Source organism: Agathobaculum desmolans ATCC 43058 (assembly GCF_000701665.1).
GTDB lineage: Bacteria > Bacillota > Clostridia > Oscillospirales > Butyricicoccaceae > Agathobaculum > Agathobaculum desmolans.
In genome coordinates this window covers 1-14,153 of the sequence record NZ_JNJN01000012.1, presented here as the reverse complement: position 1 = coordinate 14,153, position 14,153 = coordinate 1, and the positions used below count along the sequence as shown (strand labels likewise).

The following is a 14,153-nucleotide window of genomic DNA, read 5'->3' as shown; positions in this document are numbered from 1 at the left end:
AATGAGTCAAGAATACGAACAGCAAAATATTTTACAGGTCGATCTCGAACGCGAGATGAAAAAGAGCTATATCGATTATGCAATGAGCGTAATCGTCGGCCGTGCGCTGCCCGATGTGCGCGACGGCCTGAAGCCGGTTCATCGCCGCATCCTGTATGCGATGTACGAGGACGGCCTGACCTCGGATAAGCCGTACCGCAAGTCCGCAACCACGGTCGGTAATGTGCTCGGCCGGTATCATCCGCACGGCGACGCATCGGTATATGATGCGCTGGTGCGTATGGCGCAGCCGTTTTCGCTGCATTATCCGCTGATCGACGGCCATGGCAACTTCGGCTCGGTGGACGGCGATCCCCCGGCGGCTTACCGTTATACCGAAGCCCGCATGGCGAAGATCTCCAACTACATGCTGGCGGATATCAAGAAAAACACGGTGGATTTCGGCCCGAACTTCGATGAAGAACGGCAGGAGCCGCTGGTGCTTCCCTCCCGTTTCCCCAATCTGCTGGTCAACGGCTCGTCGGGTATTGCGGTCGGTATGGCGACCAATATCCCGCCCCATAACCTGACCGAGGTGATCGACGGCATCTGTTATGTGATCGATAACCCGGAAGCCGAAATGGATGAGATCTGCCAGTTTATCAAGGGGCCGGATTTCCCGACCGGCGGTGTGATCATGGGCCGCAGCGGTATCCGCGCTGCCTATGCGACCGGCCGCGGCAAGATCAAGGTGCGTGCCAAGACAGAGATCGTCGAACTGCCGAACGGGAAAAGCCAGATTTTGATCACCGAGATCCCCTATATGGTCAACAAGGCACGTCTGGTCGAGTCCATGGCGGGATTGGTCAAGGATAAGCGCGTGGACGGCATCACCAATATTCAGGATCACTCTTCGCGCGAAGGGATGCAGATCGTGGTCGATATCCGCCGCGACGCCAACGCGCAGGTCATTCTGAACCAGTTGTTCACCTATACCCAGTTGGAAGATACCATTTCGATGATCCATATTGCGCTGGTGCCGACCGGTACGCAGGGCAAATTACAGCCGCGTGTGCTGACACTGCGACAGATCATCGACCAGTACATCGCATTCCAGAAGGATGTGGTCGAGCGCCGCACGCGCTTCGATCTGAAAAAAGCACGCGACCGCGCCCACATTCTCGAAGGTCTTAAGGTTGCAACCGATAATATTGACCGCATTATTGCCATTATCCGCGCGTCCAAGAACGAAGCCGATGCCAAGGAAAATTTGATGGCTGAGCCGTTCTGGATCGATCAGATCGCGCTGCTCGGCATTGTGGATGGTTCGGAGCATTTCGAGTTCCATCTGGATGAGCCGCAGGCGCAGGCAATCGTCGATATGCGTCTGGGTCGCCTGTCCGGTTTGGAGCAGGAAAAAATCAATGACGAATATCAGGAGCTGGAGCATAAAATCCTCGGCTTTGAAGAGATTTTGTCGAGCGACGCGCATATTCTGGGCGTTGTGAAACAGGAATTGCAGGAGATCAAACAGAAATACGGCGATGAACGGCATACCGAAATTGCCAATGTGGCGGATGAGATCGATATTGAGGATCTGATCGAACAGCAGGAATGTGCGTATACGCTCACCCATTTCGGTTATATCAAACGTCAGCCGACCTCGGTTTATCGTGCGCAGCGGCGCGGCGGACGCGGCATTTCGGCTATGTCCACCCGTGAGGAGGACTTTGCCAAGGATATTTTCACCGCTTCTACGCATGATACCATCCTGTTCTTCTCCGACCGCGGCAAGGTGTATAAGCTTAAGGGCTATCAGATCCCGGAAACCGGGCGGTCGGCCAAGGGCATGAACATTGTAAACCTGCTGGAGCTGGAGAGCGACGAAAAAATTACGGCGATGTTCCCCATTCAGGAATTTGCGGATGATAAGTTCCTGTTCTTTGTCACCAGACAGGGCATTGCCAAGCGTGTGGTGCTTTCCGATCTGCAGAATATCCGCCGTGCGGGTCTGCGTGCGCTGAACCTCAACGAAGATGATGCGCTGGTGGATGTCCGCCTGACCGATGGCGAACAGAATATTCTGATCGCTACGCATGAAGGCCGTGCGATCTGCTTTGATGAGAACGAAGTCCGTGCAATGGGCCGCACCGCAACCGGTGTGCGCGGCATCCGTCTGAACGAGGGCGATTATGTCATCGGTGCGGGTCGGGCACGTAAGGGCGCATATGTGCTCTCCATTACGGAAAACGGTTTCGGCAAGCGTACCCCGGTGGAGGAATTCACCATTCATCACCGCGGCGGCGGCGGCATGATGCTGCATAACCTGACGGATAAAACCGGTCTAGTAGCCGGTATAGCCGTGGTGGATAACGAAAATGATGTGATGATCATTACGGATGACGGTGTGATCATCCGCACCGGCTGTGAAGAGATCCGCGAATGCGGCAGAGGGTCGCAGGGTGTTATCGTGATGCGCACGGGAGAAGACGTGAAGGTCATCTCGGTTGCCCGCACGAGCAAGGAGGAAGAGGAGCCTTCGGAGGAAGGGTCTGAAGCCGGCGAAGCGGAATAAAACCGTATTTTCTTAAATATGAGAAAAGTCAGGTATGATTGCCTGACTTTTCTTTTTTATTGCAAAAATACAGGATATTGGCGGCATCCATTTTTCAGAAAATGCCCACTCCCCGGTGCACGGGGGATTTCGCCCGCTGCGGCGGGCGGGATGCGCTGCGCCTGCGCGGCGCGGGCGGGCAAGAGGAGGGGGAACCCCATGTTCCCCCTCCTCTTGTCAATCTCCTCCCCTTCCTTCAGGACGCGCTGCGCGCGTAAAGCCGGGTAACGCCAAACAGCTTCAACCCGTTTACCGAACAAAAGAAAGCCTGCCTTTCCGCACCCCAAGGGGAGAAAGAGTGCACCGATCTAAGAAATCCTTCTCTCCCGAGCTGCTATGCGCACCGGCCTCCCGCAACACTCCCGTATTTTTCGCAGCGGTCCCGGTCAGCGGAGCTTTGCGGTAGCAAAGCGTGCGCCGTCCGAGCAATCAAAGGGGTGATTCACAAGAGGGGAATTTCCCCTCTTGTGCGCCCGCCGCGCGTGCGGTACCGTTCCCGCCGCCCGCAGGCGGCGAAATCCCGCCCGCCGACGGCAAACCATCTTATATGAGGAATTATACGCTTTCTGTAAGAAAAAATCATCTGCATAGAAAAATACACCGAGTAAATGAAAAAAAAGACCACTTTCCGATGGAAAACGGTCTTTTTGTATCCTTTATAAAACGAAAACGAATTACTCTGCGGTATAGGGCAGCAGAGCAATGTGACGGGCACGCTTGATCGCCTCAGTCAGCTGACGCTGATGATGCGCGCAGGTACCGGTCATACGGCGGGGCAGGATCTTGCCGCGCTCAGACATATACTTGCGGAGCTTGCCAGCATCCTTATAGTCAACGTGCTCGACTTTATCAACACAGAAAGCGCAAACCTTGCGGCGGCGACGGCCGCGCTGCGGGCGCTCTGCACGCTCCGGACGGGGCGTGAATTCCTTCTTGGTTTCTTCCATTGTCGCGTAACCTCCTCTTTGTTAGAATGGGACATCGCCGTCGTCATCAGCCAGCTCCTGAAAATCCGAATCGCCAACGGGCAGATCGAATGCGGGAGTAACCTGAGACGCGGCAGGCTCGGGCCGCATCTGCGATCCATTATCATAACCGCCGTAACCGCCGCCTGCGTAGCCTGCATTGGACTCGCGGGACTTTTTGGTTTCACCGAAGGAAACTTCATCGCAGTTCACTTCGATGGCCGTACGGTTGTTGCCGTTTTGATCCTGCCACTGGCGGGACTGTACACGGCCTACGACGATCGCCATTACGCCTTTTGCAAACCACTGTGCAACGAATTCCGCCTGACGGCCCCATGCGACGCAGTCAATGAAGTCGGTCTGGCGTTCGCCGTTCGGGCCTTTGCGGTCGCGGTCGATCGCAAGGCGGAACGAGCACACAGCCATGTTGGATTGCGTGTGGCGCAGCTCGGGATCGCGGGTCAAACGACCCATCAGAATAGCCTTGTTGAGCATTTTAGTTCACCGCCTTAGTCATCCAGGCAGACGATGATAGAACGCATGATGCCGTCCGTGATCTTGTAGATACGGTCCAGCTCAGCCGGGAACTCGGGCTTGGACTCGAAACGGACCAGCGTGTAAACGCCTTCCGCCTGATCCTCGATCGGGTACGCCATGCGGCGCTTGCCCCAGTCCTCAACCTCTACGTTCGTGCCGTTCTCCTCGATGAGGGACTTGAACTTGTCCTGAACAGCGGTAGCCGCTGCCTCTTCCAGCGTGGGGTTGACAATGAAGATCGTCTCGTACTTACCAGTGATCTTTGCCATAACTTTCGCACCTCCTTTTGGACTTTTGGCCCACATCCCTTGATGTGAGCAAGGATACCTTACTATTATATCGAACAATAGAAAAAAGTCAAGGAAAAATTGAAAAAAAGATTGACTAAATCTTAAATACGTGATACAATAACAAAGCTGACAATAAATTTGCTTGCGTGGCTCCGTTGGTAGCCCGTAGGCCGCTGACCTTATTCCCGCGCCGTGCGCGGATCAGATGAGTGTAGCAGCGCCGCGCCCGCAAAACGCAGGCATGCAGCATTTTCCAATCAATTCAATATCGTCTGCTTGCGTGGCTCAGTTGGTAGAGCAGCGCATTCGTAATGCGCAGGTCGCCGGTTCGAGTCCGGCCGCAAGCTCCAAAATCCCGTCTGTCATTGGCAGACGGGATTTTTATTGATAGGAACCGTTTTGTGTTATCACTTAGCATATGAAAAGCTCCTGCATTTTGGGAATGCAGGAGCTTTGTTTTTGCCGGTTATTCTTCGGATGCTTCCACCGGTGCGGGTGTCCCTTCTTCGGTGGGCTTGCGGCGGCGCCGGCCGCCGCGCCGTCTCCGCCGCGGCGCAGGTGCGCTTTCTTCGGTTTCTTCCTGCGGAGCAGTTTCCACAGGGGGCTGTACCGGCTGCGGTACGTCGCCAGCACCCTGCTCTTCACGACGGCGGCGTTCCTCTGCCATGGCAGCGGCATTCTGCCGGTTGCGGCACACGCCCTTGACCATGCAGCAGTCCGTGCACTGGAATTCAGTCAGCGTATGCTCGGGGCTGTCATCAAGCTGCACTTTACAGGTGCCGCGCAGCATCTGGGTGGAGATCACCTTGCCGCGTCCCTCGGGCGTATCGACTACACTGCCCTGTTTTGGAGTCACCTTTTGCAGCTCGGCATAGGCTTCATGCTCATATTTCAGGCAGCACATCAGACGGCCGCACACACCGGATATTTTAGCCGGGTTGAGCGACAAATTCTGATCTTTTGCCATATTGATGGAGACCGGATGGAAATCCTCCAGATAGGAGGAACAGCACAGCTCACGGCCGCAGCTTCCCAGACCGCCGATCATTTTGGCTTCATCGCGCACGCCGATCTGGCGCAGTTCGATGCGTGTGCGGAAGATCCCCGCCAGATCCTTGACCAGCTCACGGAAATCCACGCGCCCGTCCGCGGTGAAATAAAACAGCATTTTGCTCATATCAAAGGTGCATTCCGCAGTAACCAGATTCATTTCCAGCCCGCGTTCTTCAATTTTGCGCTTGCAGATGATAAACGCCTCGTCTGCACGTTTTTTGTTGCGTTCGAGCGTTTTGCAGTCGGCCTCAGTCGCTAAACGGATCACCCGTTTGAGCGGCTGCACCACGGTCTGATCCGGTACCTCGGTATTGCCCTGTACACATTCGCCGTATTCGACCCCGCGCGCGGTTTCCACGATCACACCGTCACCGATGGACACGGTCAGCTCCTGCGGGTCAAAATAATACATTTTTCCGTTCGATTTGAAACGGACTCCGATAATCATCGTCAATCATTTATCCTCCCTAAGGGAAATTTATCCGGAAGAGCGGCGTGCCGCTTCCCGCTGTGTGTTATAAAAAGCAAAGCTGGTATACATCGCTTGTCAGCGAGCAGGTTACAGCGGCGGAAGCCGCGTTGCGTGCGACCCGGTCGGACAGCACGCCGATCCAGTCGTAAACCGCGAGCAGCCGTTCCGCACTGACCGTGCGGGCGAGCGCCTGCGTCTGCTGCTGCAGTGCGGGCAGCAGCGGCGGCCGGGACAGGTGATTTGCCGCAAAGATGGCATCCCGCAGGGCGGTTTGCAGCACGCCAAGTACGCCGAGCAGCGCCCGGCGCGGCGTTTTTTCCATCGCCAGTGCGGCGAGCATCATGCGGTCTTCACGCTGTTCCGCTACGGCGGACAGAAAAGGGCCGAGCAAGGCAACAGCCTGTTCATCTGATACCGCAGCCTGCGGCGGTTCGAGCGCAAACCGGGTGCAGCGCGACCGCACGGTTTGCAGCAGTGCATCCGGCTGTTCGGTGGTCAGCACAAAAAACGCATAGGAAGGCGGTTCCTCCAGCTCCTTCAGCAGGGCATTCTGCGCCATGGGATTGAGGTTGTGCGCGTGATGGATCACGGTCACACGGCGGGCGCCGTCGTTCGGGATAATGGCGTTTTCCGCTTTGATACGGCGTGCCAGATCCACCTTCAGTTCGTTTTCGCCCTCGTCCACCACGGTCAGGTCAGGATGGACTGCTTCGCTGACCTTGCGGCAGGACAGGCAGCTCCCGCATGGGCGGGAACCCGCACTTTCACACAGGATGCCCGCAGCCAGAACAAGGGCAAGCGGCTGCAAACCGGCGCTGTCATCCCCGGTGAGCAGAACAGCTTGCGGAAAGCGGTCTGCCAGCGCATGACGCAGGCTGGTTTTCAGCGCGGCATTGCCCGGCAGTGCATCAAATGAGATCACAGCTTTTCAAACCGCTCCACGTTCAGCACAAAAACCGTTGCGCCGCCCACATCGACCTGCACCGGTGTGGAAGGGAAAAAGCCCATGCCAAGCTCGGCGGTCGTCGGGATGATCTGCTTACGCGAAGAGGAGTGTTCACGGATGATGGCAAAGCATTCATCCAGCTTTTCTTCGTCCAGACCGATCAGGATGGTGACGTTGCCGGCCTTGAGGAAGCCGCCCGTCGTTGCCAGCTTGGTGATTTGGAAGCCGGCCTGCATCAGGTTATTGATCACGTCCTGTGCATCATCGTAATTGATGATCGCAAGTACCATTTTCATAAGATATGCCCTCCTTTGAGGTGTTTCACGGGATCACCACAGTGATCTCGTCGATTTCATTGTACCATCTTTCCCGGATAAGTTCAATGTGCGCCCGGGTAATTTTCTCACCGGGCCACAGCAGCGGTACACCCGGCGGATACGGTGTGACCGGACGGGCGCAGATCAGACCATCCGCAGCGGCGGGCGATACCCGCCCGTTTTTGGAAAACCACGCCTGCCGCACGGACATCACCCGTTCGGCGGGAGGAAAAGCCGCAGCAGGGGCGGGCGGTGCGGCGGGCTGCCGCCGGTCGGACAGACGGCGCAGGCCGCGCCGCAGACGGCGCATCGAGCTGTTGGTGTCCGATCCGGTTACGATGCAGACGATATTGCGTTCATCTGCCATTTCGCAGGCAACGCCGTATTCGCTCCACAGCATATCGGCAAGCCGGTGTCCGGTCACGTCGGTTCCCGCTGTGCATACCGTCAGGCGGCAGGGATCAAGCGCAGGCCAATCTTCCAGTGTCAGCGGGGTAAAAACCGTGTGCGTGCGGATGAACTGACGCATCTGCCCGCATTCCGCTGCCGCACGGCGGTAAGCTTCCCGACCGGGGCCTTCGGTATAGGCGCGGGCGAGGTCGATCGACGCCATGATCGGATAGGAAGGGCTGGAAGTGCCGAACAGCGCGGTGTTTTCGCGCAGCACCTGTTTGTCCGTTCCGGCAGCGGCAAGGATCACAGCCCCCTGTCCCATGCAGGGCAGCGTTTTGTGGATGGAAAGCACCGCCAGATCCGCCCCCTCGCGCACAGGCGCGGGCAGGCCGACGGCAGGGAAGTGCGCGCCGTGCGCACTGTCCACCAATAGGGCTTTGCCATGCGTGTGGCAAAGCTCGGCCAGCGCGGGCACCGGCCGGCGGATGCCGTAATAGGTCGGTGTGGTGACCAGCAGGGCGCGAATCTCCGGATGGGCGGCAAACTGCCGTTCGATCTCGTCCTGCGGCAGCGCGCCCGAAACCGTAAACGGCTCAAGCAGCGGCGCTGCAACAAAGTACGGTGTGATATCCAGCAGGGCGCAGGCATGGCATACGGATTTGTGACATTCCCGGTCAAGCAGCACGCTGCCCCCCTGCCCCACGGCGGTGGCGAGCATGGATAAAATGCCCTGCGTGGAGCCGCCGGTTAGGAAAAAGCAGTCCTCCGCGCTGAAATAACGCGCTGCGGCAACCTCGGCTTCGCGGATCGGCCCGTCGCCCAGATACAGGTTGCCCGTGCCGTAGGTTTCGGTAAAGTCGATAGAGAAAATATCCGCATAGGTGCTGAACAGCGGCGCGCCCTTATGTCCGGGCATGTGAAAGCGGGCGGAATCACCCGTGGCCAGTAATTGCAGCGCGTGGAACAGCGGCGCGTTGGTAAACGGCAGCAGGCGGTTGATCTGGCGGTGGGGCGGCAGTCTGCGCGGCGGCATGGGGGGATCTCTCCTTTCCGGATGGCGGGGGCGGTTTTCACCAGTATACCACAGCGCGCCCTGCATAGGCAAATACAGAAAACCCGTGTAAGCCGCGGCAAACACATCCGTCCATGTCCATAATGTGCAGACATTCGTCTTTTGCGGGCGGAATTTTCGTACAAATTTCCGTAGCAATCTGCAATCCCGTATATTATAATGGGTATTATATTCCCTATCAGGGAAGTAATATGCTGAATTTTGAAAGGCAGGTAACTATCACTATGGCTGACAATCGTATTTACAATTTTTCGGCGGGTCCTTCTATGCTTCCGGTCCCCGTACTCGAGCGCTGTGCTTCCGAAATGCTGAACTATAAGAGTTCCGGTATGTCCGTCATGGAGATGAGTCACCGCTCCAAGGTATATGACGCGGTCATCAAGGAAACCGAAGCGCGTCTGCGCCGTGTGCTCTCCATTCCGGAAAATTACAAGGTGCTGTTCCTGCAGGGCGGCGCGACGACCCAGTTCGCCGCCATTCCGATGAACCTGATGAAGACCGGCAAGGCGGATTACGCGCTGACCGGCAACTTTGCCAACAACGCCTATAAGGAAGCCAAGAAGTTCGGTGATATCCATGTCGCCTTCTCCTCCAAGGAAGGCAACTTCAACCGCGTGCCCACGCAGGCTGAGCTGGATATCCGTCCGGATGCGGATTACTTCTACATCTGCGCCAACAACACCATTTACGGCACCGAGTGGCAGTACGATCCCGAAACCCCGGCCGGTGTGCCGCTGGTGGCGGATATGTCCTCCAACATCCTGTCCAAGCCGGTGGATATTTCCAAGTATGGTGTGATCTATGCCGGTGCGCAGAAGAACATGGGGCCTGCGGGCGTTACGGTCGTTATCGTGCGCGAGGATCTGCTCGGCAATTATCCGCTGGAAAAGTACCCGGTCATGCTGGACTGGAAGACCATGGCGGAAAAGGACTCCATGTACAATACACCTCCCACATACGCGATTTATGTGCTCGGTCTGGTGCTCGAGTGGGTCGAAGAGCAGGGCGGCGTGGATGCCATGCGCAAGCTTGCGGAAAAGCGTTCTTCCCTGCTGTATGATTATCTGGATTCGCAGGATTTCTATAAGGCTGTGGCGGAAAAGGCTTCCCGCAGCCATATGAACGTCACCTTCCGCACCGGAAACGACGAGTTGGACGCCAAGTTTGCCAAGGAATCGGCAGCAGCCGGTATGTCCAACCTTAAGGGACACCGTTCGGTCGGCGGTATGCGCGCTTCCATTTATAATGCAATGCCGGTGGAAGGCGTGGAATATCTGATCGACTTTATGAAGAAGTTCGCAGAAGAAAACAAGTAAAACCTGATAGGGGGTACCCGGTATCCCCTATATACAAAAATCGGTTCCGGAGTTCTCATTAAAACGCTGCGCGGCGGCGGTGAAAGGATAGAAGGCTGCGGCCAAACCGATTTTTGATACCCGCGGCCCAAGGCCGCTGAGTCGCGGGCAAATTTCCAAGGCGTAGTCCTTGGAAATTTGTCATTTTACGTCGCTGCGCTCTAAAAAGCGCAGGCACAGATAACAAAGGAGTGCTTTCTCATGTATAACGTAAAGCTGTATAATAAAATTTCCAAGGTCGGTCTGGAAGAGCTGGACGCCGCCAAGTATACCTGCGCAGAGGATTTTGAGGAATATGATGCGGTTCTCGTCCGTTCGGCCAAGCTGCATGATGTGCAGTTCCCGAAAAACCTTAAGTGCATTGCGCGCGCCGGTGCGGGCGTAAACAATATCCCGATCGACCGCTGCTCGGAAGAGGGCATCGTGGTATTCAACACCCCGGGTGCAAACGCCAATGCCGTGAAGGAACTGGTCGTCTGCGCGCTGCTGCTGGCTTCGCGTAAGGTAGTACAGGGTGCAAACTGGGTCAACAGTCTGGCGGGTACGCCGGATATCGGCCCCGCAGCGGAAAAGGGTAAGGCCACCTATGCCGGCCCGGAAATCGCCGGCAAAAAGCTGGGTGTTATCGGTCTGGGTGCGATCGGCGTCAAGGTTGCCAACGCAGCGGTTGGCTTGGATATGGAGGTTTGGGGCTACGATCCCTTCCTGTCGGTCGATGGTGCGCTCAGCCTGTCCCGTTCGGTCAAGCACGTGACCGATCTGGATCAGATTTTTGCCAACTGCGATTATATCACCATCCATGTGCCGCTCAATGCGGATACCAAGCACACCATTTCGGCGGAAGCCATTGCCAAGATGAAGGACGGCGTGCGCCTGATCAATCTGGCGCGCGGCGAGCTGGTGGATGAACAGGCGGTCGCAGATGCACTGGCCAGCGGCAAAATCGCGGCGTATGTGTCCGACTTTGCTTCCGACTGCATCCTTGCGCAGAAAAATGCGATCACGCTGCCCCACCTCGGCGCTTCTACGCCCGAGAGCGAGGACAACTGCGCTAAGATGGCGGTTTATGAAATTACGGAATATCTGGAGAAGGGCACCATCCGCAATTCGGTCAACTTCCCCAACCTGAAGGTACCGTATGAGGGCGGCTACCGTATCTGCCTGATCCATAAGAATATTCCGAACATGATCTCTTCGATCACCCATTCGGTACGCTGCAATATCGAAAACATGGGCAACCGCTCCAAGGGCGATTATGCTTATACCATTATCGACACGGCCGAGCAGCCGACCGAGGAGAATCTGAATGAGCTTCGCGCGATCGAAGGCATGATTTCGGTTCGTGCGCTGTAAGCCGCAGGGGAATTGAGACTTTGGTCTCGATCGCAACCGCGTTTTCGATCGAATGTGCGATTGCGAACCGCACCCGTTGGGTAAAATTCTCCGTTATCTTGGATAAAATCCACGCACCGGTTGCGGGTTTTGATGAAAATGGCAGCTTGCTGCCATTTTCTGTTTGATGCTCGCTGCGGCGCGTATGGTGCGCGTTCATCGGCAAAATACTTTTCGACAAGCTGTGTTCCCCTGCCAAGCGGCAGGGGAATTTTTGTTTCTTTCCGGTTTTTTTGTGTTATTTTATGAAGTTATTTTGGTTCATTTGGTATAAGTTCTGTTTTTATTGTGCATACTGTATAAAACTATATTATTTTTTCGGGCATAATGCACGGTCGCTGCGGGTTGAAAAAATAGGAACAGTTTGTTAAAATAAAACTAACAAGCGAACATCGTCCTCGTTGTGATTGGATTGCTGTCGTAACGGCGGACAATGCCAAATTTCTCGCGGCCAGCCTGAAAATGGTGTTCGGCAGCGCAGGAATTTGGTTTTTTTCATTTTTACGCTGAAATCTGCTGCTGTTCACAGAGGATGATCGGTTAAAAGGTGTGTTATCATGTTTGGCAAATGGAAGAGGCTGTCCGGCAGCCCCGCCGATATCCATATCATAGCACCTGTATCCGGTGTGGTCATTCCGCTGTCTGAGCTGTCCGATCCAACCTTTGCACAAGGAATCCTCGGCAAAGGGGTTGCAATCCGGCCGGACGAAGGCCGTGTCATTGCCCCGGCGGACGGTACGGTCGAGCTGGTGATGGAAACCGGTCATGCCGTCAGTATGACAACGGAGGACGGCGTGGAGCTGCTGATCCATATCGGGCTGGATACGGTGCGGCTGTGCGGCAAACACTATCGGGTGTGCTGCGAAAGCGGAAGCTGGGTCACACGGGGACAGACGTTGGTCGAATTTGATCCGGAGGCTATCCGGGCGGATGGGTGCGATCCGATTACACCGGTGCTTGTGTGCAATGCAGGCGAATATGCTGCGATCCGTATGGCGCCGGAAGGCGGGATCCATGCGGGAGAGCCGCTGTTCTTGCTGCGCAAAATATAATAACCCAAGCAAAATGCTTTTTTTAGAAAGGAAAATGTATTATGAAAACTGTATTCTACACCATTACGGATGCACTGGGTCTCCACGCGCGTCCGGCCGGCATGCTGGTAAAGGAAGCGTCCCAGTTCAAGTCCAACATCAAGCTGATCGGCCCTGCCAAGGAAGTTGACGCCAAGCGCATTATGGGTGTTATGAGCATGGGCGTGAAGAAGGGCGACGCCATCCGCCTGACCATCGAGGGTGAGGATGAGGCAGCAGCAGCAGAAAAGCTGGAGCAGTTCCTGAAGGAAAATCTGTAAAACCGTCCGGGCACAGGCAGGCCGGCCTATACCATGGCGGACGTGCAGGTGCAGAAAAAGGCGGGCGCAGACGGCCCGCCTTTCCATTTACTGATTTTGGTTTACAGCAAGGAGAAAAATCAATGAAATTTATTTGTGCAAAGGATTATCAGGAGATGAGCCGTAAGGCTGCCTCGGTCATTGCGGCGCAGGTCGTTTTGAAGCCGGACAGCATCCTCGGTCTGGCAACCGGCTCGTCGCCTATCGGCATTTATGAGCAGCTGGTTGTCTGGCACCGGCAGGGCGATCTGGATTTTTCGCAGTGCAGCAGCTTTAATCTGGATGAATACCGCGGCCTGACCGCCGACCATGATCAGAGCTATCATTATTTCATGCATCAGCACCTGTTTGATGCAATCAATATCCCGGCCGAGCGCATCGACCTGCCGGACGGCGCACAGATGGATGCCGCCGCCGAGTGTGCGCGCTACGATGCAGCCATTGCTGCGGCGGGCGGCGTGGACCTGCAGCTGCTCGGCATGGGTCTGAACGGCCATATCGGCTTTAACGAGCCGGATGAGGTGTTCTCTAAGGGGACGCACTGTGTCGATTTGACCACCTCGACCATTGAAGCCAACAAGCGCTTTTTCGCTTCGGCGGATGATGTACCGCGTCAGGCATATACCATGGGTGTGCAGACCATTATGCAGGCGCGTAAGATCCTGATTATCATTTCGGGTGAAAACAAGGCGGATATCGTGCGCGAAGCCTTCTTTGGCCCGATCACCCCGCAGGTACCGGCCTCTATTTTGCAGCTGCACCCCGATGTTACGGTGGTAGCTGATGAAGCGGCGTTCTCTAAGTGCAGGGATCTGATTTGAAAACAGTCGAAAAATCCAGTTTTTCGACTGTCTCTCGATCAAAACCACGCTGCTGCGTATGTGAAACAGCATTTGCAGCGCAAATGAAAAAAGTCAGGCATACTGATATGATCCTCCTAAAGTAGACCATGGAAAAAACCAAAATCTACTTTAGGAGGATTTTTTATGGGCAAAATAAAATTCACTCCAGAGAAGAAAATAGAAATCATAGAAGCGTATAAGTCGGGTAAGGTTGCCTATTCTCAATTACAAGATGTTTATGGAATGAATCGTGACGAGATATATAGATGGATATCCAAGTACGAAGCGAACGGTATTGAAGCCTTTGTAAGTGGAAACAGAAGGTATTCCAAGGAATTTAAGATTCATTGCATTGAAGAGTATCTTAGCGGAATTGGCAGTGTGGATGATATCGTAGCCAAATACAATATTTCAAACAGAGAGGTGCTCCGAAAGTGGATTCAGCGTTATAATGCCAATAAAGAACTCAAGGATTATGATCCGAAACGGGAGGTCTATATGGCAAACGCAAGAAGAAAGACAACGCTGGAAGAGCG

At 55.3% G+C, this 14,153-nt stretch carries 15 protein-coding genes and 1 tRNA gene; 9 read left to right on the top strand and 7 right to left on the bottom strand.

Going from position 1 to position 14,153, the window contains the following annotated elements; genetic code table 11:
* Position 1 precedes the first annotated feature (1 nt).
* A complete protein-coding gene (gene gyrA, locus T363_RS0105040) occupies positions 2 to 2,554 on the top strand; it encodes a DNA gyrase subunit A (protein WP_031473846.1) in 2,553 nt (850 codons plus the stop codon).
* Between the two features lie 713 nt (positions 2,555 to 3,267).
* On the opposite strand, the gene rpsR is transcribed toward gyrA, so the two are convergent.
* The 3 genes from rpsR to rpsF are packed head-to-tail and all read right to left on the bottom strand — an operon-like array spanning position 3,268 to position 4,364.
* Positions 3,268 to 3,540 carry a 30S ribosomal protein S18 gene (rpsR, locus tag T363_RS0105030; protein ID WP_031473842.1) on the bottom strand — a complete coding sequence of 91 codons (273 nt, stop codon included), beginning with the start codon at positions 3,538 to 3,540 and terminating at the stop codon, positions 3,268 to 3,270.
* 21 nt (positions 3,541 to 3,561) lie between these two features.
* A complete protein-coding gene (locus T363_RS0105025) occupies positions 3,562 to 4,053 on the bottom strand; it encodes a single-stranded DNA-binding protein (RefSeq protein WP_031473840.1) in 492 nt (163 codons plus the stop codon).
* Between the two features lie 14 nt (positions 4,054 to 4,067).
* Positions 4,068 to 4,364, bottom strand: coding sequence for a 30S ribosomal protein S6 (rpsF, locus tag T363_RS0105020; protein WP_031473838.1), 297 nt, complete (start codon positions 4,362 to 4,364; stop codon positions 4,068 to 4,070).
* 295 nt (positions 4,365 to 4,659) lie between these two features.
* On the opposite strand from rpsF, the gene T363_RS0105015 reads away from it, so the two are divergent.
* A tRNA-Thr gene (locus T363_RS0105015) sits at positions 4,660 to 4,735 on the top strand.
* Between the two features lie 116 nt (positions 4,736 to 4,851).
* On the opposite strand, the gene T363_RS16695 is transcribed toward T363_RS0105015, so the two are convergent.
* The 4 genes from T363_RS16695 to T363_RS0104995 all read right to left on the bottom strand — a co-directional run bounded on the left by T363_RS16695 (position 4,852) and on the right by T363_RS0104995 (position 8,599).
* Positions 4,852 to 5,886 carry a PSP1 domain-containing protein gene (locus T363_RS16695; RefSeq protein WP_078096919.1) on the bottom strand — a complete coding sequence of 345 codons (1,035 nt, stop codon included), beginning with the start codon at positions 5,884 to 5,886 and terminating at the stop codon, positions 4,852 to 4,854.
* Between the two features lie 67 nt (positions 5,887 to 5,953).
* A complete protein-coding gene (locus T363_RS15055) occupies positions 5,954 to 6,832 on the bottom strand; it encodes a DNA polymerase III subunit (protein WP_051643105.1) in 879 nt (292 codons plus the stop codon).
* Positions 6,829 to 7,152 (bottom strand): cyclic-di-AMP receptor, encoded by a 324-nt coding sequence (locus T363_RS0105000; RefSeq protein WP_031473832.1) that lies wholly within the window; start codon positions 7,150 to 7,152, stop codon positions 6,829 to 6,831. Before T363_RS0105000 ends, T363_RS15055 begins: the two co-directional genes overlap by 4 nt.
* Positions 7,153 to 7,177: 25 nt before the next feature.
* Positions 7,178 to 8,599, bottom strand: a complete 1,422-nt coding sequence (locus T363_RS0104995) for an aminotransferase class I/II-fold pyridoxal phosphate-dependent enzyme (RefSeq protein ID WP_051643104.1) — start codon at positions 8,597 to 8,599, stop codon at positions 7,178 to 7,180.
* A gap of 263 nt (positions 8,600 to 8,862) precedes the next feature.
* Here T363_RS0104995 and serC point away from each other — a divergent pair, with 263 nt between their 5' ends.
* From serC to T363_RS15985, 7 genes are all read left to right on the top strand, one after another.
* Positions 8,863 to 9,954 carry a 3-phosphoserine/phosphohydroxythreonine transaminase gene (serC, locus tag T363_RS0104990; protein ID WP_031473828.1) on the top strand — a complete coding sequence of 364 codons (1,092 nt, stop codon included), beginning with the start codon at positions 8,863 to 8,865 and terminating at the stop codon, positions 9,952 to 9,954.
* Between the two features lie 240 nt (positions 9,955 to 10,194).
* Positions 10,195 to 11,346, top strand: coding sequence for a 3-phosphoglycerate dehydrogenase family protein (locus T363_RS0104985; RefSeq protein WP_031473826.1), 1,152 nt, complete (start codon positions 10,195 to 10,197; stop codon positions 11,344 to 11,346).
* Positions 11,347 to 11,366: 20 nt separating this feature from the next.
* Positions 11,367 to 11,513, top strand: coding sequence for a hypothetical protein (locus T363_RS15990; RefSeq protein ID WP_154658744.1), 147 nt, complete (start codon positions 11,367 to 11,369; stop codon positions 11,511 to 11,513).
* 429 nt (positions 11,514 to 11,942) lie between these two features.
* Positions 11,943 to 12,437, top strand: coding sequence for a PTS sugar transporter subunit IIA (locus T363_RS0104975; RefSeq protein ID WP_034971733.1), 495 nt, complete (start codon positions 11,943 to 11,945; stop codon positions 12,435 to 12,437).
* A gap of 41 nt (positions 12,438 to 12,478) precedes the next feature.
* The gene (locus T363_RS0104970; protein WP_031473822.1) at positions 12,479 to 12,736 is read left to right on the top strand and encodes an HPr family phosphocarrier protein; all 258 of its coding nucleotides are present in this window, start codon (positions 12,479 to 12,481) and stop codon (positions 12,734 to 12,736) included.
* 122 nt (positions 12,737 to 12,858) lie between these two features.
* Positions 12,859 to 13,596, top strand: coding sequence for a glucosamine-6-phosphate deaminase (gene nagB, locus T363_RS0104960; RefSeq protein ID WP_031473820.1), 738 nt, complete (start codon positions 12,859 to 12,861; stop codon positions 13,594 to 13,596).
* A gap of 165 nt (positions 13,597 to 13,761) precedes the next feature.
* A partial coding sequence (locus tag T363_RS15985; RefSeq protein WP_031473929.1) for a helix-turn-helix domain-containing protein occupies positions 13,762 to 14,153 on the top strand: 392 nt, incomplete at its 3' end.

What these genes read in the sequence shown, in the direction of transcription:
- gyrA (WP_031473846.1), top strand. Translation starts at nt 2, where the DNA reads ATGAGTCAAGAATACGAACAGCAAAATATTTTACAGGTCGATCTCGAA.
- rpsR (WP_031473842.1), bottom strand. Translation starts at nt 3,540, where the DNA reads ATGGAAGAAACCAAGAAGGAATTCACGCCCCGTCCGGAGCGTGCAGAG.
- T363_RS0105025 (WP_031473840.1), bottom strand. Translation starts at nt 4,053, where the DNA reads ATGCTCAACAAGGCTATTCTGATGGGTCGTTTGACCCGCGATCCCGAG.
- rpsF (WP_031473838.1), bottom strand. Translation starts at nt 4,364, where the DNA reads ATGGCAAAGATCACTGGTAAGTACGAGACGATCTTCATTGTCAACCCC.
- T363_RS16695 (WP_078096919.1), bottom strand. Translation starts at nt 5,886, where the DNA reads ATGATTATCGGAGTCCGTTTCAAATCGAACGGAAAAATGTATTATTTT.
- T363_RS0105000 (WP_031473832.1), bottom strand. Translation starts at nt 7,152, where the DNA reads ATGAAAATGGTACTTGCGATCATCAATTACGATGATGCACAGGACGTG.
- T363_RS0104995 (WP_051643104.1), bottom strand. Translation starts at nt 8,599, where the DNA reads ATGCCGCCGCGCAGACTGCCGCCCCACCGCCAGATCAACCGCCTGCTG.
- serC (WP_031473828.1), top strand. Translation starts at nt 8,863, where the DNA reads ATGGCTGACAATCGTATTTACAATTTTTCGGCGGGTCCTTCTATGCTT.
- T363_RS0104985 (WP_031473826.1), top strand. Translation starts at nt 10,195, where the DNA reads ATGTATAACGTAAAGCTGTATAATAAAATTTCCAAGGTCGGTCTGGAA.
- T363_RS0104975 (WP_034971733.1), top strand. Translation starts at nt 11,943, where the DNA reads ATGTTTGGCAAATGGAAGAGGCTGTCCGGCAGCCCCGCCGATATCCAT.
- T363_RS0104970 (WP_031473822.1), top strand. Translation starts at nt 12,479, where the DNA reads ATGAAAACTGTATTCTACACCATTACGGATGCACTGGGTCTCCACGCG.
- nagB (WP_031473820.1), top strand. Translation starts at nt 12,859, where the DNA reads ATGAAATTTATTTGTGCAAAGGATTATCAGGAGATGAGCCGTAAGGCT.